The following is a 25,156-nucleotide window of genomic DNA, read 5'->3' as shown; positions in this document are numbered from 1 at the left end:
GATCAGTTCTCGGCACTCACCGCGTGGACGTCAAGCCCGTCCGGGGTCCGGTCCACTGCCACGGTGTCGCCGTCTGTGATCTCCCCGGCCAGAATCTTCTTGGCGAGTTGATCACCAATTTCGCGTTGCACCAACCGACGCAACGGACGTGCGCCGAAGGCAGGATCGTAGCCGGTATCGGCCAGCCAAGTCAGGGCAGCGTCGGCGACCTGCAAAGTGAGCCGACGTTGTGCCAGTCGCTCGCCGAGGTCTTTGACTTGCAGATCCACGATCTTGGTCAGGTCCGACAGCGAGAGTGGCTCGAACTGGATGATGTCATCCAACCGGTTGAGGAATTCGGGTTTGAAAGCCGCCCGTACTGTTGCCTCCACGGACGTCTTTTTCTCCTCCTCCGACAGCGCGGAATCCACCAGATACTGCGACCCCAGGTTCGAGGTCAGGATCAGAATGGTGTTCCGAAAGTCCACGGTCCGACCTTGACCATCGGTCAAGCGCCCATCGTCGAGAACCTGCAAGAGGATGTCGAAGATCTCCGGGTGAGCTTTTTCCACCTCGTCGAGCAATACCACCGAATACGGCCGACGTCGGACTGACTCGGTAAGCTGACCACCTTCGTCGTAACCGACATACCCCGGAGGGGCACCGACCAGTCGGGACACCGAGTGCTTCTCGGAGTACTCACTCATATCGATCCGGACCATGGCTCGGTCGTCATCGAAGAGAAACTCCGCCAGCGCCTTAGCCAGCTCGGTCTTGCCGACACCGGTGGGTCCCAGGAACATAAACGAACCGATCGGCCGATTCGGATCCGAGATTCCTGCCCGACTACGTCGCACAGCATCAGCCACAGCAGTGACCGCGGACTGTTGCCCGATCAACCGGTTGCCGATCACGTCCTCCATCTGCAGGAGCTTTTCTTGCTCGGAGGTCATCATCCGTCCAGCTGGAATGCCGGTCCAGGATTCGATGACATCGGCAATATCGTGAGCTGAGACCTGCTCAGAGACCATGGTCTCTTCGGATTTTTGGTCCTGCTCACTGGCTTCTGCGGCACGCAATTGCTGCTCGACATCAGGAATCTCACCGTAGAGTATCCGGGAGGCTTCTCCCAGATCGCCTTCACGTTGAGCCTTCTCGGCCTGCGAGCGCAATTCGTCCAGCTGAGCACGCAGGTCACCGGCCTGGTTCAGGGAGGCCTTTTCGTTCTCCCATTGGGCCGTCAGCGCGGTGAGTTTTTCCTGCTCATTGGCTTTCTCCTCACGCAGGGCAGCCAAACGCTCCACCGAGGCCTGGTCCGTTTCGCCGTCCAGGGCCATTTCCTCCATCGTCAACCGGTCGACCGCACGGCGCAACTGATCGATTTCTTCCGGGGCTGAGTCGATTTCCATCCGCAATCGGGAGGCCGCCTCGTCCACCAGGTCAATGGCCTTATCAGGCAACTGACGCTCCGTGATGTATCGATCCGAGAGGTTCGCGGCAGCCACCAACGCACTGTCGGAAATCGCGACCTTGTGGTGGGCTTCGTAGCGCTCTTTGAGACCACGGAGAATCGCAATGGTGTCGTCCACCGTGGGTTCGCCCACGTACACCTGCTGGAACCGGCGTTCCAGTGCCGGGTCTTTTTCAATATTCTCTCGGTACTCATCTAGCGTGGTCGCCCCGATCAAGCGCAACTCACCGCGGGCCAGCATGGGCTTGAGCATGTTGCCGGCATCCATCGATCCTTCCGAGGCTCCGGCACCGACCACCGTGTGGATCTCGTCGATAAAGGTCACGATTTGACCGTCGGATTTCTTGATCTCTTCTAAGACGGCTTTGAGACGTTCTTCGAATTCACCGCGGTACTTCGCACCGGCCACCATCGAGCCGAGATCGAGAGAGATCAGCTTCTTGCCTCGCAGGGACTCAGGAACGTCGCCGGCCACGATGCGTTGGGCCAGTCCTTCAACGACTGCGGTCTTACCCACACCGGGTTCACCGATCAGCACCGGGTTGTTCTTGGTCCGGCGCGAGAGCACCTGAATCAACCGTCGGACCTCGGCGTCACGACCAATAACCGGGTCTAACTTGCCAGACTCGGCTAGTTTCGTCATATCGGTGCCGTATTTTTCCAGTGCCTGGAACGTGCCTTCCGGATCAGCAGAGGTGACCCGCTGATCGCCACGCACACTTGTCAGCGCTGCACGCAACGCGTCAATCTGTGCACCGGCGTCCCGCAGGGCCACTCCAGCTTCACCGGTGTCAGCCGCCAGGCCCAGCAACAGGTGTTCAGTCGAGATGAACTCGTCCTGCAGTGAGCTGGCCTCATTCTGAGCCGCTTGGATCACCTGTAAGCCGGCACGAGAGAGCTTCGCCTGAGCCACGGAATTACCCGAGGTCTTCGGGAGTTTTTGGATTGCTGTCGAAGCAGCGGTGGACACCACATCGGGGTTAGCCCCGGCTGCTTTCAGGATGGACACTGCAATGGAACCGCGCTGGTCCATGAGTGCTTTGAGAACGTGTGCCGGTTCGATTTGGGGGTTACCGGCTGTCGAAGCGTTCATCGACGCCGCCGAGAGCACCTCTTGAGATTTTGTGGTGAACTGCGCGTCCATCACATCTCCTCCCTTGATTCATTCACGAATAATACTTGAGTCTAATTAACTCAACCCTGCGGTGGGAGGTTTTATTCCACAGGTTCCGGGTTGCAGCCGTTAGATACTGGAGCTTTCGTCCGGCGAGGCAGACTCTGTTGCTGAGGAGGTATCGTCAACTTCTGCGGGGTCCACGAGCTGCTCGAGACGTTGAATCTGCTCGGTATAGAGACTCAACGCGTCGTCGGGGCTGATGTTATTGGCCACAATATAGACGTGGTATTGTCCACCCACGGAACCACCACCGAGATAGAGGTTCTCGAGGTCATCATCACGACTGGCTTTAATGCCCACGTGCACCGCGTGCAAGGATTCCAGTTGTTCGAAGGTCGCTTCGGCTCCGTCGACGCTATCGGATTCGATGGTGTCGCAACTTTCGGCAACCTCGGAGAACAACTTCATTGGCCGGGTTTCCTCAGCGGTTTCAAACACCATGATCTCCACGTGTGGTTCTCCGGAGAGCTCCTGGGTCTCGGGACCGTCGGAGCTAGTATCCGAGGTTTCCTCAGATTCGGAGGGCGACGGGGAGTCAGAGGCGTCGGCGCCATAGTCGTATACGCCGGTTACACCGTGCGATACCTGTGAGGTGTAGGAGTTGACCGCATCAATCGCCTCACCACATGTACCCTCGGGTTCAAAACCGGTCAGTGTCAGGTAGAGGCTCAATGGCTGGCTCTGGAAACTTTCAATCGAAAACTCGGTAGCTCCCCCCTCAGGCAAATGTTCTGCCGGAATCAGGATTTCCGATAGGTCATCACGGCTGGTTTCGACAGACGATTCATCACTGGGAGAACTAGACGTATTGGCCGAGTCCTCCGGTTCCGGACCGCCTTCTTCTGTTTGACAACCGCTCAGGGCCAGCCCAAGACTCAGGAACAGGGCGCTCAGCACCATAGGATGCAACGGTGAGGAGGGAACGTGACCGCGTTTCTTCATAGTCAATTTCATAGTCAATATCGTACCGTCTTATCCCATACCCCCAGCAGTATCGACGCGGTACCTGTCCTTGGCCCTGCACGTTCTCTCGGCTGACCGGCGATGATTCGATAGGCTCATATTATGCCTCTCACCCGCCGGTTGGCCAGGAAACAACGTCAGACGTATCAAAACCCTCGGCCCACCGTCTGGTTCGTACTGCGTTGTACGATCACGCGACTACTCGAACTTCAGGTGTGGGATGTTGCTGCCACGATGACGTTCTTTCTGTTGCTCTCGGTCCTGCCGGCCCTGATTGTTTTGGTCTCGGTCGTCTCACTTCTCGGTTTGGCCGATGAAACCATCGGGACGGTCGCCGAGCTCATTCACGAGTTGATTCCGACACTAGATACCGAGGTCATTACCACGACCTTGATGGCTTTTTCAGAAACATCTGGTTCTGTCCTGACGATTGTGATCAGCATTTTGGGATCGATGTTCTCAGCCGGACGAGTCATTGCCGCCTTCCACCGCGCCATGAATACCCTCTACGGGACCCGCGAGGGACGTAACTTCTTCATGATGCGCGCGGTGGTCTTCGTCGAAACCATTGTGCTGATGGTGTCCTCACTGGCCTTGGTCGGTTTGATCATTATTGGAGGCGACTTCTCCCGTCGCATCGGTGGGATGCTGAACCTCTCCGAAGAATCGGTCAATGCTTGGAATACGATCAAATGGCCCATCCTCCTGCTGGTGTTGATCTTGCTGATTACAGCCGCCTACTACCGCGGGCCCAATGTGAATCTGCCCCGTTACCGGTTTATCACTGCGGGCGGGGCATTCACCGTGCTCACACTGTTCGCCGGACTAGTCCTCACCGGATGGTTGCTAGAGAACTTCTCCATCTTTGACGGAGTACTCGACACCTTCTACGGAACAATTTACGTGATCCTGTTTCTCTGGGTCGGTGCGATCGTGATGATTGCTGGGGCCGCCTGGGATGCTGAGTATCTGCGCGCCAAGCAGTTGGCCGAGGGATTGCCCGCATGGGACCGGTTGCAGTTGTCTCCCGAACACACTCGACAGCTCGAGGTCCTGGACTACCGGTCACGGTTCACCGACTATGTCGGCCACGTCGTGGTTTATTCGGTGCACACTGAAGAACCCATCACCACTTTGAAGACCGCGCAATTAGCCGAGAATAAAAGTATTTTCGCCATCAATAGGCCCCGCAGGTCCAGCTCGACCGGAAAGCCCTACCGGTCCGTCTTTGTTCCCGAAGATTTCGGAGACAACATCTATGAGGGTCAACGAGTTCATCCAGAGACCGGGGCACGGTTGGTCTATCCGCCCCAGCGACCAACCCGGTCCAATATCAACGAACGTCGCCAGCAACTTCAAGAAGACTCCAGCGGCTTCGAAGAAAGAACAGGAGACTAGTTCATGAACCTCTTGGCTGAATCATCCGGCTGCCCTTTACCCGACCACAACACCTGGCGTTCTATGATCGCTCGCGACCCGGAACATTCGGTGCGCTATGCGCAACGATGGCGTGATCTCCACCGTGAGGGGAAAGACCTTGACGGTGAGGCCCGACTGGTGGATGCGTTAGCCGATCGATCCAGCCGAATCCTGGATGCTGGGTGCGGGACCGGACGGACCGGAGGCTATCTTGCCACCCGCGGGCATACTGTCATTGGCCTTGATCTGGACGAGTACTTGATTGACGTGGCCCGTGAGGATTTCCCGAATGGTCGCTGGCATGTAGCCGATCTGGAGCAACTACCGGCCAGCCTGTCAGCACAAGCTCGACTCGATCTGTCTGAACCGTTTGATCTCATCGTTTCGGCGGGCAACGTTATGGGCTTTTTGTCGAAGAACGGTCGGCACCCCGCTCTCACGAGCCTCTGTCAGCTACTGGCACCGCAGGCACACTCGCGCGCAATCATTGGCTTCGGCGCCGGCCGTGGCTGGGACTTCCGAGATTTTCTTACCGACGCTAGAGCCTGTGGCTTTGACATCGAGCAACTATTCTCCTCCTGGCAAGCCCACCCCTTTAACGAGGACTCCGATTTCTTGGTCGCGGTGCTGACTCGATCCGATCAGTCAGCCACAGCCAAGTGCCAGAATAGCAGTGCGGGATGAGACCTCCACAGAAGTCCCATCCCGCACCGGTGACAACTACACCTCTGCTGTGCCTATCACAGCAAGAGTCTCTCAGACTTAGCTAGCCAAGATTCAGGTTGCTAGCAACTTTCTTGGAGCCTTTCTTCGCCTTTTTGGCAGCCTTCTTCAGGGCTTCTTTCTGCTCCTGACGGGCCTGCTTACGATCGGCTTTGAACTTCTGGCGAGCTTCTTCGATCGCTTCGACTTTCTGGTCGGTGGCTTCCTGGATAGCTTCTACTCGATCGTCTTTGGCAGCCGAGATCTTCTTGGCCCGCTTGGCCGCGGCCTTCTTTTTCTTACCGCCTCGGTTGAACAGCGAGTCCAGAGTGATGGCGATACCGCTACCCAAGAACAGGATGTCCTTAGCAACCGCAGTACCCGACTCGGAAGGACGGATGCCGTCGGATTCAGTCATTTCTGGGGTGTTCAGGTACATCGAAACCAAACCACCGGAGAAGGCGGACAGGGCAGCACCAGCGACCCAACCAGGAACCACCGGAACCAGCAACGAAGCACCCACACCAATCTCGGTGGTGGTAATGAACTTCTTGAACTCTTCGCCGGACATATCTTTCACAGCAGGGACACCGCGGGCAGCCATGTCGCGCAGACCTTCAGCTTGTTCATCGGAGATCTTGCGCTTATTCAGCCCGGAGTTCAGCACAAATGCGCCGGCCGCTAGGCGGAGAGGGATTTGAACAATGCTCATCGGAAGTCCTTCCTCAAGAAACGTTTTCCGGATCCCACTTTATAGGGTTTGCACTGGAAATATCACGACCCTTCTCACAATTTCGGCTGAGCGAGGATATTAACCGGCCTAAACTGATGGGGATGACCTCTTCAGACTCTTCACGGACCTCTGACAACGCTATTCCGGAGAAATATCATCGGACTCCGGTGTCTTTTGTGCGCCGTTCAACGAAGCTCTCTCCTAACCGCCAAAAGCTCTGGGATGAATCGCTGGGCCGGTGGATCGTCGATGTGCCACGGCATCACACCTCGATGTCGGTAGACCCTAATTTTGTGATTTCACCGTCTGCACTCTTCGGTCGTGACGCTGAGCTCGTGATCGACATCGGGATTGGTCACGGGGAATCCACCATCGCCGGCGCGAAGGCCCACCCGGAACGTGATTTTCTGGCCGTGGAGGTCTATACGCCAGGATTAGGTAAACTCCTCGCAGCGATGGTGGACGAGGGGCTCAACAATATCCGGGGAATTGAGGCCAACGCCCCGGAGGTCCTTGACGCTATAGAAGGCCAGGCCCAGGAGGTCTGGGTTTTCTTCCCCGATCCGTGGCAAAAAGCCCGGTATCACAAGCGTCGGCTGATCCAGACCGGTTTCGTCACCAAACTTGCCACCGTGCTACGTCCAGGAGGCACTCTGCGGCTGGCCACTGATTGGTCCAATTACGCCGAGCAAATGCGCGCCGTCATGGACGAGCACCCGAAATTCACGAATCTTTATCCGCACCGTTTGCGTGGCCCAGACTCTCCGTTGACACGTGCGAAGCTTGAGGGCACTGATAATAACCAGCCTGTACAAGAAGCCGAAGCTCTGGATGCCATCGGTGGCTGGGCACCACGATTTACAACCCGTCCGGTCACTAGTTTCGAGCGGAAAGCAACTGAGGCAGGTCGCTATATTTTCGACTTGTGCTATCAACGCGTGGCAGATCACTAACCAACCTCTACTCTCGGTGGCTAACGACCGTCGCCCGGCTCGCGCAGCTGTTGTTCGGTGATCCCGCCTAGTCTCTTCACGCGACGTCGTGGCACTTCGTTCTACGGAGCAGGTAGCACTCCGCCCACGAGGTCACCTGCATCAGGTGGCCCCGCGGGCGGACTATTTAGAGTACCGGGTCAGTGATTAGTGAGCCCGGCGACGGGTGAGCAAGATGCCTGCCAATACCAGTCCAGTTGCCAGTAGCATGATCGCTACGACGCCGGCACCGGTGGATGCCAGTGCACCACCCTTGTCCGAGTCAGACTCGGACTGATCCTCACCAGCGACCTGGTCGCCCTGGTTCTGAGTTGACTCGTCGACATCCTTGGATGGATCCTGAGCACCGTCGGAAGTGTCCTCGGTCGAGTCTTCGGTGGTAGCATCCGTCGGCTCCCCAGTACCCTCACTCGGACCCTCGGTAGGCACCTCAGTCGGCTCCCCAGTACCCTCACTCGGACCCTCGGTAGGCACCTCAGTCGGCTCCCCAGTACCCTCACTCGGACCCTCGGTAGGCACCTCAGTCGGCTCCCCAGTACCCTCACTCGGACCCTCGGTAGGCACCTCAGTCGGCTCCCCAGTACCCTCACTCGGACCCTCGGTAGGCACCTCAGTCGGCTCCCCAGTACCCTCACTCGGACCCTCGGTAGGCACCTCAGTCGGATCCTCGGTGGGCTCTTCAGTCGGTTCATCGGTAGCAGTCAACCGCAGCCCGAAGACTACAGGATCGTGATCAGAAGAACGGAATTCGTTCGGCTCGTAGATCTCCGACTGTGCAGGATCGGTGTTGTATCGGGTTTCGTAACCGAGAATTGGCACCTCGTCGGAGTTGATGTTCCAGGACGCAGCGCCAGTGACGAATGGCTCCAAGGAGTCGTGTGCTAGTGCGTAATCCAGGTAGCCCAGCTGGCCGTCGAAGACGTAGGAGTAAGCGTATTCACCCTCGTACTTCTTCTTGAGGTCCACGAATCCGCCATCAGTGAGGGTGGTAATGGGGTTCTCATGGTCGTATGCGTTCAGGTCGCCCATAATGACCGGCTTGGGCATGTCCTTGGACCAGTCCACTAGCGCCTTGGCGGCCTCGGTGCGTACCGGATCGCAGTTACCGACGAGGTGGGTGTTATCAGCTTCGTTACCGCACTCGGAGCCCTTGGACTTCAAGTGGTTGGTGATCACGGTGAACTCGCCTAGCTCGTTATCTGCACCGTCTTCGGTGTTGATAGTAAAGGTCTGAGCCAAAGCGGGGCGGTTACGACGGGTGTCAAACCGGGCATCCACGCTAGTATCCAGCACCTGGTGACTACCGAAAGGGGTGACCACATCGGGCTTATACATCATGGCAGTGGTGATCGCATCGGTACCCAGCTTGCCTGTCTCCACGGCGACGTAGCGCTCTTCGCCCAAGTACTCGTTGACACCGTCAACAAGGTTTTGCAATGCCACATCCGAGTTATTCTCGATTTCCATGAAGCCCACAACGTCGGCGTCCATCTTGGCGATAGCGGTTACCAGCTTTTCTTTCTGGCGCTGGAACTCTTCCTCGCTGCGAGCCCCACGTTCATTGAAGGTGGTGAAGTAGTTCAGCACGTTGAAGGCAGCAACCTTGATGTCACCGCCCACCTCGGGTACCTCGGTGTCACGCGGGTTCGCGGCAAGGTGCTCGGCAGCCTCGGTGCGCTGAATCTTCCAGCTGTTGTTGCGGTAATCCATCACACCGGTGATGTTGCTGAACTGATCTCCACCACGGAAGATGTTGTCCACGGTGAAGGGCTCGCCATTGGGGTGCATAGCCGGGTGCACGTTCTGGATCGAGTTGCGGTCATCAATGGTGATGCGGTTGGCCTGGTTGGATTCGTACAGCTCTTCGGCCTCGGCAGAATCCGGGGCATGAATAGCAGTCGGCGTATACTGGCGCTGCGGTCCCACAACGATCTCACCGAACCGAGCGAACTGGTAGGTCTCCAGTACGACCGATTCAGCAACGTTGACACGCATGCCCTCCAGGTGCTCCAGGTCGTCTTCCACCGGGAAGGTGATCTCGACCGGCTCGGGAAGCTCAGCGGTATCGCACTCGGTGACAGTGGTCTTCGAGAGCTGGGTCTGCTCATAGTACTCACCGGCGGTGCCGGCCACAGTCACCACGGTGCCGTTCTCGGGTGCATCGTGACCGGGATTGTGAATAAACAGGCCCTCGGAGGTCTGGTCGTTGTCATCGACATCATCGGGGAGCGACTGGATCCAGAAACCGTTGGAACCCCCAGATTTATTCCAGAAGTCACCGATAACCACACCACGGACGGTCACGTTCTGGCCTTTGAGCGGCGTTTCCGAGCCTTCACCCTGCACTTGGTTAATCGGGGTGGCCTCCGCCTGGCAAACACCGGTGGGCTGATCAGTCGGCGTCGGAGTTTCCGTCGGGTCTTCGGAGGGTTGTTCACCGTTTGGTTCACCCGGGGTGCTGGCCACTTCAAAGTCACCCCGAGGCTGGTTGGGGTTACCGGGCAGACCAGCACCGTTGTAGGCGTTCGGCACCCAGGTGTCAGATCCATCAGGAACCCGGGAGGCGCCACCCAGTGCACCGGTGTAGCCCTCGAAGGTCGAGGCGCGCAATTCAGTTCCGTAGGCCAAGTCGCCATTATCTCCGTCGTGGATTCCGACAGCGTCCAGAACCTCAAAGTTGACGTCGGCGTCAATCTCACCGTTGCGGTCAGCGTCGACCACAGCGTTGGTGCCCGGGTTGCCGCGTACCAGCAACAAGCTCAGTGACCCGTTCTGCAAGCCATTCTGCGGAACGGTGAGCAACCCGCGGCCGTCGGCGTCATAGTCAAGACCACTGGCGTCGTAGTTGTGCACGACGTTGCCCTGGTTATTATTGCTATCGCCCTCAACGCCCAGGATGCGTAGCTCGGTCGTGTCGAATCCTTCAGGGATCAGGATTTCAACGAACTCGTAGGTATCTGTTCCCTGTTCATCGGTGACAAATTCATTGATCACCGGTTCGTCGACGACGGCTGCCTGGCTGATCTGGGATAGCCCCACCAGTGCCGAGGCGCTCAGTGCTGATGCTGTCAGAACAGCAACAACTTTGTTGCGCACGCTCATGTACCCTCCTCAAGGTAAGTAATGGTGTTGAGACATACCGACCTTAAGAGGGACACCTAGACGGCGACAGAAGTTTCACTGAACAACGGATTAAGTCTTCTCAACAATTCCCAGGCTGGCCTGGGCCAGCCGGTATAGCGTGCTAGTCCCCAGATCTCGATACCCGGTCCCACTGGTGGTGTTATGCCCTGTGGCCACGACCAGTTCGGGAACCTCGCGAGCTGCGCCGGATGAAAGTGAGGGCACTTTCAGGCGTCGGCGTCCCGAGAATATCCGGCCAATGACTGACAGCCAGTCGCCGCGAGCACGGATTTGCCAGGCCTGTTGTATCACCGGCACTTGAAGTTCTCGGAGTCTTTTCAATTGCACATGTAATGACTGAGGAATACCCACCGGGCCGGAAAAGATAACGCTATTGATTCTCCACCAGTACCACGGGTGAATTCGGTCGCTACGAGTTTGTGCCCACAACGCGATGCGGTGGACAGCCTTCAGTGTGAATAATCCACCGTAGGAGTGGGCTTCTAACCCGATGTGAACATCCGGAGTGATCTGTGGGCAGTATCCCAGATAGTCCCATAAGTCCGTGGCGAGATGGTCTGCGACGGTATAGGCCGCCCGCACCCCGAGCACATCGACCGCCGAGGTGGCCGGGTGCCCCAGCCAGCTAATTACCAGGGGACGAGCATGGGGTAACACCATGGTTTGAGCTAGGTGCAGTTGGGCCGCCTCCCGCGCAGCACCCCAGGTGTTGTTCGAGGCGCTAATTCTCATCCCGGAGATTTGCCAACTGACGTGGGTGGGCTCGTCGAGCTCGCCAACCCCGATCAGCACCCGTTCCCGGGCCAGGTCAAAGTCCAGCAGATGGCGCGGGGCGAGCAGGTCTTTCATGGAGTCCGGTTTCAGTGCGTGGACGATTCCGTCCAGGACGCGCCGTTCCTCGGGCGAGAGGCGTTCCCGGTGACGCTGAATGGTCTTGAGCCGGGCTGAGGCCTGCTCGTGGCGCTCTATTAATCCACGTAATCCACGGGGCGCCATGGCAGTGCTTTAGAGCTGGAGAGGCGGGAATCCAGGGCCCGCAAAACGCGAGCGCGTTGCACGGTTGTCACTTCGCGTCGCTGATCGTGATCACCGCGACGCTGTGGCGACTGCCGGTGTGCTGGTGGAGACTGGGTTTGTTCCGGTTCCACATCCATGTTTGCCGAGCGGAAGTCTGTCACAACGTCTCCCCCGGCCGCTGCGGTGAAAGTCCGGGGAACACGACCGTAGGCGTGCAAGAGGTTCACCTGATCAACCAGGTGGGAAATGGTTTGCCGGAGCGAGTGGACTTCACGTTCCAACTCCACTACGTGACGAATGCCTTCCAGCGAAATACCATCGCGGGAGAGCTGTTGAATGCGACGCAACCGGTGCACATCGCTCACCGAGTAGCGGCGCTGTCCCCCACCCTGGCGGTGCGGGACCACCAATCCCAGACGATCATATTGGCGCAGGGTCTGGGGATGCATATCAGCCAGCTCGGCAGCCACCGAGATTACAAAGATCGGGTCGGCGGCTGCCGGGTGGTCGGGGTCGAATTGTTCAAACTCTGCGAACAGGTTCTCCCAATCTTTCCGTCCGGAGCGGGCTGTCATCACAGGCTCGCTTTCTGTGCTAGCCCGGCTCGGGGATTATTGCCCTGGGTTGCTTGCGCGTAGGCCTCAGCGGCGGCCTTAACCTCATCGTTGGGCTGATCCGGAACGGCGATCTCCAGCTCGACCAGCAAGTCACCTTCCGTCTTCTTGGTTTTAATACCGCGCTTCTTCAGTCGCAGAATTTTACCCGAGGACGATCCGGCTGGGACTTTCACCTTCACGGAAGAATCCAGAGTCGGTACTTCCACGGTCGCCCCGAGGATCGCTTCGTCCACGGAGATCGGTACCCTCACGCGTACGTTTTCCGGGTGTCGCTCGTCGCGGACAAAATAGGGGTGAGATGTGACGTGGACGGTGACCAACAGGTCCCCGCGTCCGCCCGAGCCCGGCTGGCCCTTACCGCGAGCGCGCACCGTCTGCCCATCCTTAATGCCGGCGGGAATTTTAACCTCGGTGATTTCCCCGTCGGCGGCCCGTAGTTGCACGGTGGTGCCACGCACCATTCCGCCAAAGGAAATACTGGTCTCGGCCTTGCGGTCAGCGCCTTTTTGCCGGGGTGGCGAGTAATTTCCAAATCCACCAAAGAGGTCCGAAAAGTCCGGGCCCTGTGCCCCGCCCCGGGAGAATCCTCCCGAAGCGCCACGATTGAACAGGCCGCCAAAGATATCCTCGAATCCAGCACCACTAGTCCCGGCTCCTCCGGCACCGGTACCACCGGCCGGTCCGCCGGTAAACCGAGCGCCAGAGCCCATGGCCCGAATCGCATCATATTGTTGACGTTGCTCCGGATCACTCAAGACCGCGTTGGCCTCGGTGATGTCCTTGAATTTTTTCTCCGCGGTTTCGTCACCGGGGTTTTGATCCGGGTGGTATTTGCGGGCCAGTTTCCGGTAGGCCTTTTTAATATCGGATTCAGAGGCGTCTTTGGAGACACCCAGGGTGGCGTAAAAGTCTTTATCCACCCAATCCTGTGAGGCCATGGTGCCTCCTTTCGCTCATCATCAGTGACCACCACGACCGACCATGCTGTCACCTCCGGCCGGTCTCGATGTGGTCTCGAATCGTTGTCGTCTCGTCCTGTTGCGCGTCCTACTGCGCGCCCTACTGTTCGTCGGCCGGTCCGGCCGAAACCATCACCTGCGCTGCCCGAATCACTCGATCATGGCGCACGTAGCCGTTACGGAAGACCTGCACAATGTGTTCGGCAGGTACCTCGTCGGAGGGTTGCCGCAACATGGCCTCGTGGTGCGCGGGATTGAACTCTTCTCCTGCCAAAGCCTGCTGGTCCTGGCGCTGGAGGCCAAACTGGCTCAACACTGAGTCTAGTTTTTGGGCAATCGCGGCGAAGGGGCCGTCAACAAGATCACCGTGCTCACGGGCCGCATCGAGGTCATCAAGCACTGGTAACAGCGCTTCAAGCATGGCCACCGTGGCGTTATCCCTCGCCACGTCCCGATCCCGTTCGACACGACGACGGTAGTTAATAAACTCCGCCTGTAAACGCTGCAGATCGTCGCGCAACTCGGCGGCTTCAGCTGAGGCCTCGCCAGAGCTGTCTGCCGGCTCGCTGTGCTCGTTGTCGATGCCCTGTCCCGCATCGGTGCCTTGCTGGTCAGTGGCCTGGCTGAGAATGTCTTCTGCCTGGGTGACCGGGTCACGAACCTCTCCGGTCTCCGGGTCAATTTTGCGCTTATCGGTGAAACGGATTTCCTCGTCGCGACCCTTGTCTGGATCCTGGGAGTTGTGCTGGTCTGTCATCACACATTCCTTTTCTACAAAGCCGGGGCGGTAGCGCGATGGGCCGGCCGGTTGGCCGGCCCATCGCTGGCTCACACGGCCTCAGCCCGGATGGACTGACACCGCTAGTGATTGGGCGCAGGATTTACTTGTTGTTATTGTCGTCATCTTCGTCGACAACTTCGGCATCTACAACATCCTCATCGTCGGAGGATCCTGCATCCTCACCACCGGCAGCCTGGCCGGCTTCATCCTGGCTGGAAGCGTACAGCGCTTCACCCAGCTTGGTCTGGGAAGCCTGCAACTTCTCGAAGGCAGCCTTGACCTCGTCGTCGTTGTCTTCCTTCTCCAATGCGGCCTTCAGCGCGTCGACGTCGGCCTGAACTTCTTCCTTCACATCGGTCGGAAGCTTCTCGTCGTTATCCTTGATGAGCTTGTCAACCGAGTAGGCGCTCTGCTCGGCAGCGTTGCGTTGCTCCGCTGCTTCACGACGCTTCTTATCGGACTCAGCGTGAGCTTCCGCGTCCTTGACCATGCGGTCGATGTCCTCATCCGACAGCGAGGTACCGCCAGTGATGGTCATCGATTGCTCAGTACCGGTACCCTTGTCCTTCGCCGAGACGTGGACAATACCGTTGGCGTCGATGTCGAAGGTGACCTCAATCTGTGGCATCCCCCGCGGAGCCGGAGCAATACCGGTCAACTCGAAGGTGCCCAGTGGCTTGTTGTCGGCGGTGAACTCCCGCTCACCCTGGAAGACCTGAATGGACACCGAAGGCTGGTTGTCCTCAGCGGTTGTGAAGGTCTCGGACCGCTTGGTCGGGATGGCGGTGTTGCGCTCGATCAGCTTGGTCATCACGCCGCCCTTGGTTTCAATACCCAGCGACAGCGGGGTGACGTCGATCAGCAACACATCCTTGCGGTCACCCGAGAGCACGCCGGCCTGGATCGCAGCACCGACCGCTACGACCTCATCGGGGTTGACACCCTTGTTGGCGTCCTTACCGGTTAGGTCCTTGACCAAATCGGCCACCGCGGGCATACGGGTCGAGCCACCAACCAGCACCACGTGGTCGATATCGCCCACGGTGATGCCGGCTTCGTTGATGACATCTTCGAAGGGCTTCTTGGTCCGTTGCAACAGGTCCGAGGTGAGATCTTCAAACTTCGCCCGAGACAGGTGCTCGTCCAAGTGCACCGGACCGTTTTCGTTGACCGAGAGGTACTGCAGGGAGATATTGGTTGACGTAGCCGAGGACAGTTCCTTCTTGGCCTGCTCAGCGGCTTCCTTCAGACGCTGCAAAGCGATCTTGTCCTTGGACAGATCCGCACCAGAGGCCTTGGCCTTCTCTAGCAACCAGTCCACGATGGCCTGATCCCAGTCGTCACCGCCCAGTCGGTTATCGCCTGCGGTAGCCCGAACCTGAATGGTCGAGAAGTCGTCTTCATCTTTGCCGATTTCCAGCAGGGAGACGTCGAAGGTACCACCGCCGAGGTCGAAGACCAGAATTTGCTCTTCTTCCTTACCGCGGTCCAGACCGTAGGCCAAAGCTGCCGAGGTCGGTTCGTTAATAATGCGTGAGACCTTCATCCCGGCAATTTCACCGGCTTCCTTGGTGGCCTGACGCTCTGCGTCGTTGAAGTACGCCGGAACCGTAATCACGGCCTCGGTCACGTCTTCGCCCAAGTACTCTTCAGCGTCGTGCTTGAGCTTCATCAGGATGCGCGCTGAAATTTCCTGCGGCGTGTAGGTCTTATCGTCAACATCGACGGTCCAGTCGGTCCCCATGTGACGCTTGACCGAGGAAATGGTGCGATCGGGGTTGTTCACAGCCTGGCGCTTGGCAATTTCACCAACGAGAACTTCACCAGACTTGGAGAACGCCACCACCGACGGGGTAGTGCGAGCGCCTTCAGCGTTTGCGATAACGGTGGGGTCGCCACCTTCCAACACGGCAACGACAGAGTTCGTCGTTCCGAGGTCAATACCTACTGCACGTGCCATTCCAGTCATCCTTTCCATCGGATTATCAATCCCTTGTGGCTCCTTGAGCCTTCTCCACTCAAGATAACCACCATCGCTCATCCGGTCAAATAACCTTGAGCGACAGGGACTCAAGTTTTCTTATTCTGTGCAACCATGCCACCTCGAAAAACATTCCCGGGTGGGAAAATTTTTTGGAGAGACGGACCAGAGGCCCGACATCACGGCCCCTAACACCTGGAATACGCGCAGAAACCCCGCAGAAAACTAGCTGGAGCCCTCTCGTTGCGCCTCTTTTTTCGCCGGGAGTGAACTTAGATCTGAGGATTTCGCAACAGCCCTTATTTTGAGCCATTCATAATTACCTAGGGTAGCCTTACGTACCTTGCCGGCGATCTGAGAACACGGTTTAGTTATAACCAAGGTCGCAGGGAGCACCAGGATTCCGCCGGAATCGTGGCCCCGACCGCAGAAACCGCCGTGAGTGAGATGCACTCACCGGGCACTTTCTGAAGAAAGGGAGCAACATGACTGAAGCAAACGCAAACTACACCACCCCCGGCCTGGAAGTTGAAGAAGGCCACCGCGTCGCTGAGGTTCTTCAGACTCGTCTGCACGCAATGAACGACCTGCAACTGACCCTGAAGCAGGCTCACTGGAACGTTGTGGGTCGCGACTTCATCTCCGTGCACGAAATGTTGGACCCGCAGATCGACCTGGTCCGCGACTACGCCGACACCCTCGCTGAGCGCATCGCCACCCTGGGTGTTGCTCCGAAGGGCACCCCGGGCGCGATCGTCTCCGAGCGTACCTGGGAAGACTACTCCCTGTTGCGCGGTTCGACCCTGGCTCATATCTCCGCTCTGGACGAGGTCTACACCGGAATTATCGCTGACCTGCGCGCTGCGATCTCCGAGGTCGGCAAGGTTGACCCGATGTCCGAGGACATCCTGATCGAGCAGGCTCGTGGCCTAGAGCTATTCCACTGGTTCCTGCGCTCGTTCATCACCTCCCCCGAGGGCAACATCGAACACGTGCAGGATTAATGACCCGCTCAGTCGGTTGCCACCGGCCGGTGCGCAAGTTACCGTGAGGGCCTAGCGCACTGAGACACGACTCGACGACGTGGCGTCAAGCGATGATCGCTTGGCGTCACGTCTGTCATATCGGATCGCACCCGGTGGCCTGCTGATGTGAACGGCTCAGAAGTAACCTCTGGGTTGTTCTCAGCCCGGAGACTAGGATGGAGCCATGAAACCCCTGATTCTTGGTATCGACGGCCGTTCCGGGGCCGGCAAGACCGAACTCGCCGACGCCTTGGAACAACGGATCCACGCGGAACACCCCGAACTCTCCGTTGCGGTGTTCGGCCTCGACCAGCTCTACCGTGGCTGGGACGGGTTGGAGGCTGGAGTTGCTCTGTATACCCACGAATTGCTCCCAGCCCTGGCACAGGGTGAAACCGTCACCTACCGAGACTGGGACTGGTCGAGTAATGCCCCCGACGGAGCATTGGGGCCGGAGAGGACCTTCGCTCCAGGCCAGATCACCATTATTGAGGGTTTTGGAACCGGCGCTCGCGCAGCCCGGGAACATCTCAACTCTCTGATCTGGTTGAATGCCCCCGAACTATCCCGCCGGGACCGCGCTGTGGGTCGAGGCGGAGAGAACTACGGGCCAAACTGGGAACGGTGGTCATCTCAAGAGCAAGACTTTACCGACCGCGACCGAGTCGAATCGGTTGCCGATTTGGTCCTAGACACCTCAGGTCCCGCCGAGCCGGTCCAAGAAGCCGCCTATACGATGTTGCGCCTTGAAATCTCCACCAACGGAGCCTCTAGCTCCTCAGCACAGGGACTAAACTAGCTCCCGTGATGACTCAGTTGCAGATCTACGGCGGATTACTCATTATCGCCCTCGGCATGTCGGTGCTGAATTTTGCACCCTCAACGCCGTTTAGCTATCCGCTGGGGTTTGCTCTGTTGGCCATCGGTTTCATCATCCTGCTGTGGCCGGCTTTGAGCAAGGAACACCAACAAGACGACGTGGATTCCGACTTAGACTAGCCAGCTGAGACCAGCGAGGACCAGCACAAAATACGTGGCGACCTAGCGTTACTGCAAGGCCGAGGTCAGGCGGAAGACGTTATCCAACCATCGTTTATATCGTGGCCTGGCCAACCATTGTTCTAAGGTGAGTTCCTCGCACTCGGCCCGATACTCGTCCATGACACGTTCGGTCGCCGCTACGATCTCCGCGCCCACTGCCAGCACAGTAACTTCCACGTTGAGCGAAAACGAGCGCATATCCATATTCGACGATCCAAACACGGCCACATCGTCATCGACCGTGAACATTTTCGAGTGCAAGACATTGGGGTCGGGATAGCGCAAGATCCGCACCCCGGAGCGTAGGAGCGCCTCGTAGTAGGACTGCTGGGCGTGGTGAACCATGAACTGGTCCGCGCGACGACACACGATCATCTCGACATCCACTCCGCGCTGGGCTGCGGTAGTGAGCGCGTAAAGCATGGAATCATCCGGCACCAAGTAAGGGGTCACCACCCGCAGAGTGCGGGTGGCGGAGTAGAACAGATGGTTGAAGGCCCGCAGGTTGTTTTCGTTCGCAAAACCCGGGCCGGAGGGGATAACCTGCGCGGAGATACCCCGGTGATCTTCAATCTCTTCGGTGGTGAGATCACGCAGATTTTCTTGAGTGGGTTGTCCGGTCTCGGAGTACCAGTCGGTGGCGAAAACGATGTCCAGTGAAGCCACGATCGGCCCGGTAATCCGGGCCATGACATCGACCCATTCTCGACCCATTTTGTGAGCCGAGGCCCTCTTATACCCGGGTTCGATCAGGTTCTGAGATCCGGTGTAGGCCACGGTTCCATCAATCACCATCAACTTTCGATGATTGCGTAGGTCGGGTCGCTGATACTGGCCGCGTAGGGGACGCACCGGCATGGCCCGGTAATACTCAATGTCGTGCTCCCGCAAGAGTTTCAACAAGTCCCGATAGCCGCGCACGCGTAGCGAGGCAATATGGTCAAATAAGACGCGCACCGTGACGCCACGTTGTTTAGCACGGATCAACGCATCAAAAACCACTGAGCTATAACCCTGTCGGTCTACGGGGTCTACCGCGCAGATGTAGAACATCATGTTCACATAGTCGTGGGCCCGGTCGATATCTTGGGCCATGGCGTGCAAGGAATTGCGGTAGTCGGTGTAGTACTGGAAGCTATTGCCATCCAGCATGGGGAACCCCGTCAGCTGACGGGTCAACGCAGCCGAGGACTCGACGTACTGGGGTACCTCGTGGATCTGGTCAGGGAGCGTCCAGTGCGCGGTAGCACGCCGGAGTTCCTCATTAACGGCTTTCTGGCGCGAGCGTCGCTGACCGCCGAGTTTGAACGAGCCCAGCAACAAGAAGAGCAAGACCCCAATCCAGGGCAGGAAGAAAATCACCAACAGCCAGGCCATCGCCACCGCGGGACGCCGATTACCCGGAACAATTCCCAGCAGCAAAATACGAATGCCCAGGTCGAGAATCACCACGAGGATCGCAAGCCAGATCGGCCAATCAGCAATCTCGGAAAGGGTCCAGTACATAGGGTGACATTCTACTCATCGAGCGGGCTCAGTACCGTGACGCCAGCTCGGAAACGGCGGTCGGTCAACAGTCAATAACACTCAACCTACAGGCACTCAACCTACAGGACCGCATCAAGGATGGATTCAGCCCAGTGCTCGGGGACCGGGCGTTTGATCAGAAGTCGCCAGAGCAGTGCTCCGGCCACCATTTCAGCGATGATCTCGGGGCTGGATCGCAAGGTTCCGGGTTGCTCTCGCTCAGCATGTCGGAGCCGACCGATCAGCACATTCATCAGTGGATCGGAGATCGGACGGAAGAGTTGTTCAGCATCTTCTCCGGCAGCAGCGACCATCGAGATCAGGTTTTGGACGAGTTGCGGGGTATCGGCATCGTCGAAGATTTTGTCCAACTCTGTGGACATCCACGCGAGCAGATCGGCTTTGAGATGATCAGTGTGAGGAGCCGGTGCCGGATAGTAGGTGACCTTTCCCTGCGAGATCGCTTCCAGGACCACATCATTTTTGGACGACCACCAGCGGTAAATGGTCTGTTTGGACACCCCGGCGCGGGCGGCAATGCTTTCCATCGTCACTTGATGGTGTCCGCCTTCAGCCAGCAGTTCGGATGTCGCCTGCAAGATCGCTTCATGCGATGCCACTGACCGTGGTCTGCCGCCTCGCGATTTCTGTTCTTCGGTCATATTCCTACTTGCTTCCGGACCAGATGGATGGCCATCAGCCCTATTCTGCCCGCTCCCCAAGCGAAAGCAGGACTTTGAATGAGCCGAGGTGATGATCTTTACGGTGCCGAAAAGAGTCTCACCATTAGTTTCGAGACGCTCCGTCAACTATAGTAGCGATCGAGCCTAAATATCTCGAACTTGAGGACTATGTACTGTGGCTAAACTTCTGAACAAACTTGGGCTGGGCGCCGCCGCTCGCCCGTGGACTGTCTTAATATCCTGGCTGGCGCTTGTCGCCATTGCCGTGATTAGCTTTTTCACTTTTGGTGGTCAGCTACAATCGACCATCACCATTCCCGATACTCCGACCGTGCAGGTCACCGACCGACTCGAGGAAGAATTCCCCGATGCCGCCAAGGGCACCGGGCCGGTCGTGTTCCGCACCGAGGATGGTTCGGAATTTACCGACGAGCAAAAGAACGAGATCGGGGACCTGCTCACTGATCTCGATGAGCTCGACGCGGTGAACGAAACGGTGAATCCTTTCGACACCGAAGAGCAACGACAGGACCAGATTCAAGAAATCGAAGATGGTCAACAACAGCTCGACGACGGCGAGGAGAAGCTGGCCACCGGTCGCGAGGAGCTTGACGACGCTCGCGAGCAACTGAGTGCGACTGAACAGGAGCTGGACGAAGGCCAAGAACAGGTTGACGCCGGCATCGAGCAGGCCGTGGCTCAAGGCATTCCGCAAGAAGCCGCCGAGCAACAGGCTGCCCCGCTGCAAGAGCAGATTGATCAGGGCCGCGAACAGCTCGAACAAGCCCGTTCTGAGTTAGCGACTCAAGAGGACGAGCTGGACGAGGCGGAGCAAGAGATCGAGACCAATCGCGACCAACTTCAGGATGCCCAAGACCTTCTCGATGCCTCAGAAGGTTTCTCACTGGTCTCAGAAGACGGTACCACCGTTGAAGCGATCATCATGTTCAATAAGCCTCCGCTCGATATTGAAGAGGAGGACCGCGAGGGCGTCATGGCCGCCCTCGAGGAAGCCGAGATTGACGGGGTGGAAATCCTTCCCACTCAGCAGGTGTCCCAGACGATCCCGCAAATTATTGGCCCGACTGAGATCGTCGGTATGGTGGTGGCGGCCATTGTGCTGTTCATTATGTTGGGTACTTTCGTCACCGCAGGTCTGCCGTTGCTGAACGCACTGGTCGGCGTCGGTGTGGGTGCCGTCGGTTCCCTGGCCTTCTCCTCCGTGGTGGAGATGGTCTCCATCACCCCTGTCCTGGGCATCATGCTCGGCTCGGCCGTGGGTATCGACTACGCGCTGTTTATCATCAACCGGCACCGCCAACAGCTCAAATCCGGCATGGATGTGCGTACCTCGATTGGTTTGGCCAACGGAACTGCTGGTACCGCAGTGCTGTTTGCTGGGTCGACCGTGGTCATCGCCCTGCTAGCCCTGGGCATTACGGGTATTCCGTTCTTGGGCCTGATGGGTCTTGTCGGTGGGGTCTGTGTGCTACTGGCTGTGCTGGTGGCTCTGACGCTGACCCCGGCAATGCTGTCCTTCATCGGCCCGCGTGCCTTGAGCAAGAAGGAACGCCGGAAGCGAGACGAACAGCACTCAAGCCAAGCCAAGCACTCTGCCGAGGAATCTGATGAAGGCTCCTCCTCGCAGATTACCGGTCACCATGACCCCCAAACCCAGCCCATGTCGTGGACTCGTGCGATCGTCACCGCTGTGGCTTCGATCGCTGTGCTGGGCATCTTGGCCATCCCGGCTTCCCAGATGCGACTGGGCCTTCCCGACGGTTCGGCTGAACCTGAAGGATCGGCCGCGTATGAGTCCTACATGGCCATCGATGATGCCTTCGGTCCCGGACGTAACGGCCCGTTGGTGGTTACCGCGGATCTGGAAGAGGACACCTCGGATGATGATGCGATGACTATTACCGCGGAATTGGCCACCCAAATCTCCGAGATGGATGGGGTGGACCAGGTAGTTCCGGCGGGAACCAATGATGACAACTCCATCTTGGCCCTGCAGGTCGTCCCCGAAGAAGGCCCGAACGAGCCTTCCACGGAGGACTTGGTCTACGAACTGCGCGACACCACTCCGGAAACCAATGCCTCCGACCTGGGTGTGGCTGGTATGACCTCCGGGTTCATCGACATCTCCGATGAACTCGCCGAAGCTCTGCCCGTCTACCTGGCAGTCGTGGTGGGTCTGAGCTTGCTGATCATGATCGTGGTTTTCCGCTCTTTGGTGGTCCCGTTGATCGCCACCGGTGGTTTCGTGCTTTCCTGCTTGGCCAGTATGGGTGGCGTGGTCGCCATCTACCAGTGGGGTTGGCTAGATACCATTTTCCAGGTCTCGACCCCCGGCCCGGTGCTGAGCTTCCTGCCGACCATTCTGATCGGTGTGTTGTTCGGTTTGGCCATGGACTACCAGTTGTTCATCTCTACCGGTATGCGTGAAGCCTACGTCCACGGATCTGACGCACGCACCGCGGTCATGCAGGGCTTCAAGTCCGGCCGCTCGGTGGTCACTGCAGCGGCGATCATTATGATCTCGGTCTTCGGTGGTTTCATCTTCGCCGATGATGTGATGATCCGCCCGATCGGTTTCGCGTTGGCCTTCGGTGTATTGCTGGACGCCTTCGTGGTCCGCCTGTTGCTCATGCCGGCTCTGATGCACCTGGTCGGTGCAGGTGCCTGGTGGTTCCCGAAGTGGCTGGACAAGATCGTGCCGAACGTTGACGTCGAGGGCTCGTCCCTGGACGAAGAGATCAGTCGCAAGGAAAAGGACGACGCAACGGCTCAGGCCTAAGCACTGATCCGGTCAGCACGTTTTCTTCCGGTGGCCCGGTGGTTCCTCTGTGGGGAATTACCGGGCCACCGGCGTTTAAGGGCACAGGGGGTATCTAGACACGCGGTATCCAGTACTGTGGACCTCAGGATGAAAACTGTGCTGATTGCCTCCGATTCGTATAAGGGAGCCGCCACCGCTGCGGAGGTCTGCCACGCCATTGCTACCGGTATCCACCGTGCTGATCCCTCGATTGTCGTGCGCCAGCTTCCGCTGGCCGACGGCGGAGAGGGCACCGTAGAGACTGTGTTGGCTGCTCGAGGTGGCCGACGGGTCACCGCAACGGTCACCGGAGTCTTCCCCGGCGATACTGTCAGGGCCAGCTATGCGCTGCTAACGGAGACCACCGCGGTGATCGAGATGGCCGCCACGGCCGGGCTACCCTTGGCTGCCGGACATCTGGATCCGGGAGCTACCACAACCCGGGGCGTGGGCGAGCTCATCCGGCACGCAATCGAGTCTGGGGCAACTGAGTTACTGATCGGTGCCGGCGGTTCGGCGACGCATGACTTGGGACTTGGTGCAGCCTGGGCGTTAGGGGCCCGGTTTTATACCGCTGAGGGCGAGGATTTCATCCCCACCGGGTCACGATTGCGCGAGCTCGATCGTGTTGATGTCTCGGCGGTGGCCGACACTCTCGGTTCCGCCCGGTTGCAGGTGCTGTGCGATATTGACAACCCGCTGACCGGACCGCAGGGGGCGACTGCGATATTTGCCCCACAGAAAGGCGCTACCGACCGCCAACTGATCGACCTGGAGGCCGGAATGGTTCACGCCGAGGCGGTGATCGCCCGCGACACCGGCGTGTCCGTGGCTCAGCTGCCCGGTGCTGCGGCCGCCGGAGGTCTCGCCGCAGGGTTAGCAAGTGTGGCCGGGGCGAGCGTGGTGTCGGGCATTGCAACCTTGCTCGATCTGCTGGCTTTTGAAGACCAGCTGACCGATTGCGATGTGGTGCTCACCGGTGAGGGACGTCTTGATGGCCAGTCGTTGTCCGGTAAGGTCCCGGTCGGGGTGGCTCGCGCGACGCGTACCGTGGCTGCACGTACCGGCCGGGCTATCCCCGTGATTGCCCTAGCTGGGGCACTGGGCGATGAGCTCGAGGACCTCTATGCCGAGGGTCTGACGGCGGTGTTCCCCATTGGTTCCGGTCCCCAGAGCCTGCAGGCGGCCATACGTCAGACCACCGATGATCTCACACGAGAAAGTGAGAACTTATTCCGGCTGTTGCGTCGCGTCGGGACGATCGGCGTTCCGCAAGCAAGCCAGTAGTTGTCTCAAAAGGCCGTGGACTCGCTAAGCTGGTAGTCGGCAACCCTCTCCCGCAGGAGAGCTCGGTCCGGATGCGCTGGACCCGGTCATCAACACAGAAGAAAGCAGGAGTGATGGATAGCAATAAGCTAATGCAAAAGGTTCTGACCACCGGTGTCTCGCTGGCCGGCGGTTATCTCGGCACCAAGATCGTCGATCTGGGCTGGAAGGCTATGACCGGTGAGAAAGCTCCGTCGGAAGACGATGAGCAACAAACCTCGATCGCGAAAATCGTGACGTTCGCGGCGATCTCGGCAGCGATCTCGTCGCTGATTACGTCCGGTTCTCAGCGCGGTGTCCGCAAGGCCATGGAAGCCCGCGCCAAGAAGCAGGAGAAAACCAAGCGGACCGCGCGTCGAGTCGGCGACGCCGAAGTCTAGGAGTTCTGGGCTGGCTTCTGGGCTGACTCGTCAGGTTGATCGTGATCAGCGCGCTGATCTTTTTCATCCTGGCGAGTAATCACTTCAGCCAGTTCATCCACATAGAGCAACTCCGGGTCCAGATGCCGGGAACGGTAGGTGGCTCGACCCACCAGGTGCGCCGAGACCGGTGCGGTCACCAGCTGTAGTACCCAGGCGACGACCAAGACGGGAACCCACCACCACGACTGCCAAATGCATCCCAGGCCGGCCAATGCCGTTAACAGACCGAATACCTGTGGCTTGGTTGCTGCGTGAATACGCGAGAGCACATCCGGGAAGCGCAACAGACCGATTCCTGCCGTGGCTGACTGGGAACAGCCCACCACAATGAGAATCGCGCCGGCGATCTCCCACCCTGACTCAAATTCGATCATAG

21 protein-coding genes are annotated in these 25,156 nt (G+C 58.4%); 9 read left to right on the top strand and 12 right to left on the bottom strand.

Annotated features, from left to right (window positions below):
- Positions 1-2: 2 nt before the first annotated feature.
- Positions 3-2,594 carry an ATP-dependent chaperone ClpB gene (gene clpB / locus DCC27_RS11750; RefSeq protein WP_110098032.1) on the bottom strand — a complete coding sequence of 864 codons (2,592 nt, stop codon included), beginning with the start codon at positions 2,592-2,594 and terminating at the stop codon, positions 3-5.
- A 99-nt stretch (positions 2,595-2,693) separates the two neighbouring features.
- Positions 2,694-3,581: a hypothetical protein gene (locus DCC27_RS11745; RefSeq protein WP_146206240.1), complete on the bottom strand. Its 888-nt coding sequence runs from the start codon at positions 3,579-3,581 to the stop codon at positions 2,694-2,696.
- Between the two features lie 111 nt (positions 3,582-3,692).
- Here DCC27_RS11745 and DCC27_RS11740 point away from each other — a divergent pair, with 111 nt between their 5' ends.
- Both DCC27_RS11740 and DCC27_RS11735 read left to right on the top strand, forming a co-directional pair.
- The gene (locus DCC27_RS11740; RefSeq protein ID WP_110110218.1) at positions 3,693-4,988 is read left to right on the top strand and encodes a YihY/virulence factor BrkB family protein; all 1,296 of its coding nucleotides are present in this window, start codon (positions 3,693-3,695) and stop codon (positions 4,986-4,988) included.
- A 3-nt stretch (positions 4,989-4,991) separates the two neighbouring features.
- On the top strand, positions 4,992-5,693 hold the full coding sequence (locus DCC27_RS11735; protein WP_110110217.1) for a bifunctional 2-polyprenyl-6-hydroxyphenol methylase/3-demethylubiquinol 3-O-methyltransferase UbiG: 702 nt from the start codon (positions 4,992-4,994) through the stop codon (positions 5,691-5,693).
- An 82-nt stretch (positions 5,694-5,775) separates the two neighbouring features.
- Here DCC27_RS11735 and DCC27_RS11730 read toward each other — a convergent pair whose 3' ends face one another.
- Positions 5,776-6,423, bottom strand: coding sequence for a hypothetical protein (locus DCC27_RS11730; RefSeq protein ID WP_110110216.1), 648 nt, complete (start codon positions 6,421-6,423; stop codon positions 5,776-5,778).
- Between the two features lie 122 nt (positions 6,424-6,545).
- Here DCC27_RS11730 and trmB point away from each other — a divergent pair, with 122 nt between their 5' ends.
- On the top strand, positions 6,546-7,397 hold the full coding sequence (trmB, locus tag DCC27_RS11725; RefSeq protein WP_168186126.1) for a tRNA (guanosine(46)-N7)-methyltransferase TrmB: 852 nt from the start codon (positions 6,546-6,548) through the stop codon (positions 7,395-7,397).
- Positions 7,398-7,583: 186 nt separating this feature from the next.
- Here trmB and DCC27_RS11720 read toward each other — a convergent pair whose 3' ends face one another.
- The 6 genes from DCC27_RS11720 to dnaK all read right to left on the bottom strand — a co-directional run bounded on the left by DCC27_RS11720 (position 7,584) and on the right by dnaK (position 15,914).
- Positions 7,584-10,538, bottom strand: a complete 2,955-nt coding sequence (locus DCC27_RS11720) for an ExeM/NucH family extracellular endonuclease (RefSeq protein ID WP_117328662.1) — start codon at positions 10,536-10,538, stop codon at positions 7,584-7,586.
- A 90-nt stretch (positions 10,539-10,628) separates the two neighbouring features.
- The gene (locus tag DCC27_RS11715; protein WP_110110930.1) at positions 10,629-11,576 is read right to left on the bottom strand and encodes an alpha/beta hydrolase; all 948 of its coding nucleotides are present in this window, start codon (positions 11,574-11,576) and stop codon (positions 10,629-10,631) included.
- Positions 11,549-12,172: a heat shock protein transcriptional repressor HspR gene (locus DCC27_RS11710; RefSeq protein WP_110098039.1), complete on the bottom strand. Its 624-nt coding sequence runs from the start codon at positions 12,170-12,172 to the stop codon at positions 11,549-11,551. The genes DCC27_RS11715 and DCC27_RS11710 overlap by 28 nt, the downstream gene beginning before the upstream one ends.
- Positions 12,172-13,152, bottom strand: coding sequence for a DnaJ C-terminal domain-containing protein (locus DCC27_RS11705; RefSeq protein ID WP_110098040.1), 981 nt, complete (start codon positions 13,150-13,152; stop codon positions 12,172-12,174). The genes DCC27_RS11710 and DCC27_RS11705 overlap by 1 nt, the downstream gene beginning before the upstream one ends.
- A gap of 121 nt (positions 13,153-13,273) precedes the next feature.
- Positions 13,274-13,930 carry a nucleotide exchange factor GrpE gene (locus DCC27_RS11700; protein WP_110100710.1) on the bottom strand — a complete coding sequence of 219 codons (657 nt, stop codon included), beginning with the start codon at positions 13,928-13,930 and terminating at the stop codon, positions 13,274-13,276.
- 124 nt (positions 13,931-14,054) lie between these two features.
- On the bottom strand, positions 14,055-15,914 hold the full coding sequence (dnaK, locus tag DCC27_RS11695) for a molecular chaperone DnaK (protein WP_110100711.1): 1,860 nt from the start codon (positions 15,912-15,914) through the stop codon (positions 14,055-14,057).
- A gap of 506 nt (positions 15,915-16,420) precedes the next feature.
- Between dnaK and DCC27_RS11690 the strand changes: the two genes are divergently transcribed.
- The 3 genes from DCC27_RS11690 (at position 16,421) to DCC27_RS11680 (ending at position 17,959) form a co-directional block, all read left to right on the top strand.
- Positions 16,421-16,939, top strand: coding sequence for a Dps family protein (locus tag DCC27_RS11690; RefSeq protein WP_110110929.1), 519 nt, complete (start codon positions 16,421-16,423; stop codon positions 16,937-16,939).
- A 205-nt stretch (positions 16,940-17,144) separates the two neighbouring features.
- Entirely contained in the window at positions 17,145-17,759 is a 615-nt protein-coding gene (locus DCC27_RS11685) for a hypothetical protein (RefSeq protein ID WP_110110928.1), read from the top strand.
- Positions 17,760-17,767: 8 nt separating this feature from the next.
- Positions 17,768-17,959, top strand: a complete 192-nt coding sequence (locus DCC27_RS11680) for a hypothetical protein (RefSeq protein ID WP_110098044.1) — start codon at positions 17,768-17,770, stop codon at positions 17,957-17,959.
- A 48-nt stretch (positions 17,960-18,007) separates the two neighbouring features.
- On the opposite strand, the gene cls is transcribed toward DCC27_RS11680, so the two are convergent.
- The gene (gene cls / locus DCC27_RS11675; protein ID WP_183145593.1) at positions 18,008-19,507 is read right to left on the bottom strand and encodes a cardiolipin synthase; all 1,500 of its coding nucleotides are present in this window, start codon (positions 19,505-19,507) and stop codon (positions 18,008-18,010) included.
- A 101-nt stretch (positions 19,508-19,608) separates the two neighbouring features.
- Complete coding sequence (locus tag DCC27_RS11670; RefSeq protein WP_158278441.1) at positions 19,609-20,148, bottom strand: TetR/AcrR family transcriptional regulator; 540 nt, start codon at positions 20,146-20,148, stop codon at positions 19,609-19,611.
- A gap of 238 nt (positions 20,149-20,386) precedes the next feature.
- Here DCC27_RS11670 and DCC27_RS11665 point away from each other — a divergent pair, with 238 nt between their 5' ends.
- The 3 genes from DCC27_RS11665 (at position 20,387) to DCC27_RS11655 (ending at position 24,738) form a co-directional block, all read left to right on the top strand.
- Positions 20,387-23,011, top strand: coding sequence for an MMPL family transporter (locus DCC27_RS11665; RefSeq protein WP_110100715.1), 2,625 nt, complete (start codon positions 20,387-20,389; stop codon positions 23,009-23,011).
- Positions 23,012-23,140: 129 nt separating this feature from the next.
- A complete protein-coding gene (locus tag DCC27_RS11660; RefSeq protein WP_110098047.1) occupies positions 23,141-24,319 on the top strand; it encodes a glycerate kinase in 1,179 nt (392 codons plus the stop codon).
- 113 nt (positions 24,320-24,432) lie between these two features.
- On the top strand, positions 24,433-24,738 hold the full coding sequence (locus DCC27_RS11655; protein WP_158278442.1) for a DUF4235 domain-containing protein: 306 nt from the start codon (positions 24,433-24,435) through the stop codon (positions 24,736-24,738).
- On the opposite strand, the gene mnhG is transcribed toward DCC27_RS11655, so the two are convergent.
- Complete coding sequence (gene mnhG / locus DCC27_RS11650; protein WP_110098049.1) at positions 24,735-25,154, bottom strand: monovalent cation/H(+) antiporter subunit G; 420 nt, start codon at positions 25,152-25,154, stop codon at positions 24,735-24,737. The two genes, DCC27_RS11655 and mnhG, sit on opposite strands and share 4 nt — an antisense overlap.
- Positions 25,155-25,156: the final 2 nt, after the last annotated feature.

Origin of the sequence: Auritidibacter sp. NML130574, from assembly GCF_003185725.2 — a bacterium.
In the GTDB taxonomy this organism is placed as follows: domain Bacteria; phylum Actinomycetota; class Actinomycetes; order Actinomycetales; family Micrococcaceae; genus Auritidibacter; species Auritidibacter ignavus.
This window is presented reverse-complemented; position numbering and strand designations above follow the sequence as displayed.

What these genes read in the sequence shown, in the direction of transcription:
- clpB (WP_110098032.1), bottom strand. Translation starts at nt 2,594, where the DNA reads ATGGACGCGCAGTTCACCACAAAATCTCAAGAGGTGCTCTCGGCGGCG.
- DCC27_RS11745 (WP_146206240.1), bottom strand. Translation starts at nt 3,581, where the DNA reads ATGAAATTGACTATGAAGAAACGCGGTCACGTTCCCTCCTCACCGTTG.
- DCC27_RS11740 (WP_110110218.1), top strand. Translation starts at nt 3,693, where the DNA reads ATGCCTCTCACCCGCCGGTTGGCCAGGAAACAACGTCAGACGTATCAA.
- DCC27_RS11735 (WP_110110217.1), top strand. Translation starts at nt 4,992, where the DNA reads ATGAACCTCTTGGCTGAATCATCCGGCTGCCCTTTACCCGACCACAAC.
- DCC27_RS11730 (WP_110110216.1), bottom strand. Translation starts at nt 6,423, where the DNA reads ATGAGCATTGTTCAAATCCCTCTCCGCCTAGCGGCCGGCGCATTTGTG.
- trmB (WP_168186126.1), top strand. Translation starts at nt 6,546, where the DNA reads ATGACCTCTTCAGACTCTTCACGGACCTCTGACAACGCTATTCCGGAG.
- DCC27_RS11720 (WP_117328662.1), bottom strand. Translation starts at nt 10,538, where the DNA reads ATGAGCGTGCGCAACAAAGTTGTTGCTGTTCTGACAGCATCAGCACTG.
- DCC27_RS11715 (WP_110110930.1), bottom strand. Translation starts at nt 11,576, where the DNA reads ATGGCGCCCCGTGGATTACGTGGATTAATAGAGCGCCACGAGCAGGCC.
- DCC27_RS11710 (WP_110098039.1), bottom strand. Translation starts at nt 12,172, where the DNA reads ATGACAGCCCGCTCCGGACGGAAAGATTGGGAGAACCTGTTCGCAGAG.
- DCC27_RS11705 (WP_110098040.1), bottom strand. Translation starts at nt 13,152, where the DNA reads ATGGCCTCACAGGATTGGGTGGATAAAGACTTTTACGCCACCCTGGGT.
- DCC27_RS11700 (WP_110100710.1), bottom strand. Translation starts at nt 13,930, where the DNA reads ATGACAGACCAGCACAACTCCCAGGATCCAGACAAGGGTCGCGACGAG.
- dnaK (WP_110100711.1), bottom strand. Translation starts at nt 15,914, where the DNA reads ATGGCACGTGCAGTAGGTATTGACCTCGGAACGACGAACTCTGTCGTT.
- DCC27_RS11690 (WP_110110929.1), top strand. Translation starts at nt 16,421, where the DNA reads ATGACTGAAGCAAACGCAAACTACACCACCCCCGGCCTGGAAGTTGAA.
- DCC27_RS11685 (WP_110110928.1), top strand. Translation starts at nt 17,145, where the DNA reads ATGAAACCCCTGATTCTTGGTATCGACGGCCGTTCCGGGGCCGGCAAG.
- DCC27_RS11680 (WP_110098044.1), top strand. Translation starts at nt 17,768, where the DNA reads ATGACTCAGTTGCAGATCTACGGCGGATTACTCATTATCGCCCTCGGC.
- cls (WP_183145593.1), bottom strand. Translation starts at nt 19,507, where the DNA reads ATGTACTGGACCCTTTCCGAGATTGCTGATTGGCCGATCTGGCTTGCG.
- DCC27_RS11660 (WP_110098047.1), top strand. Translation starts at nt 23,141, where the DNA reads ATGAAAACTGTGCTGATTGCCTCCGATTCGTATAAGGGAGCCGCCACC.
- DCC27_RS11655 (WP_158278442.1), top strand. Translation starts at nt 24,433, where the DNA reads ATGGATAGCAATAAGCTAATGCAAAAGGTTCTGACCACCGGTGTCTCG.
- mnhG (WP_110098049.1), bottom strand. Translation starts at nt 25,154, where the DNA reads ATGATCGAATTTGAGTCAGGGTGGGAGATCGCCGGCGCGATTCTCATT.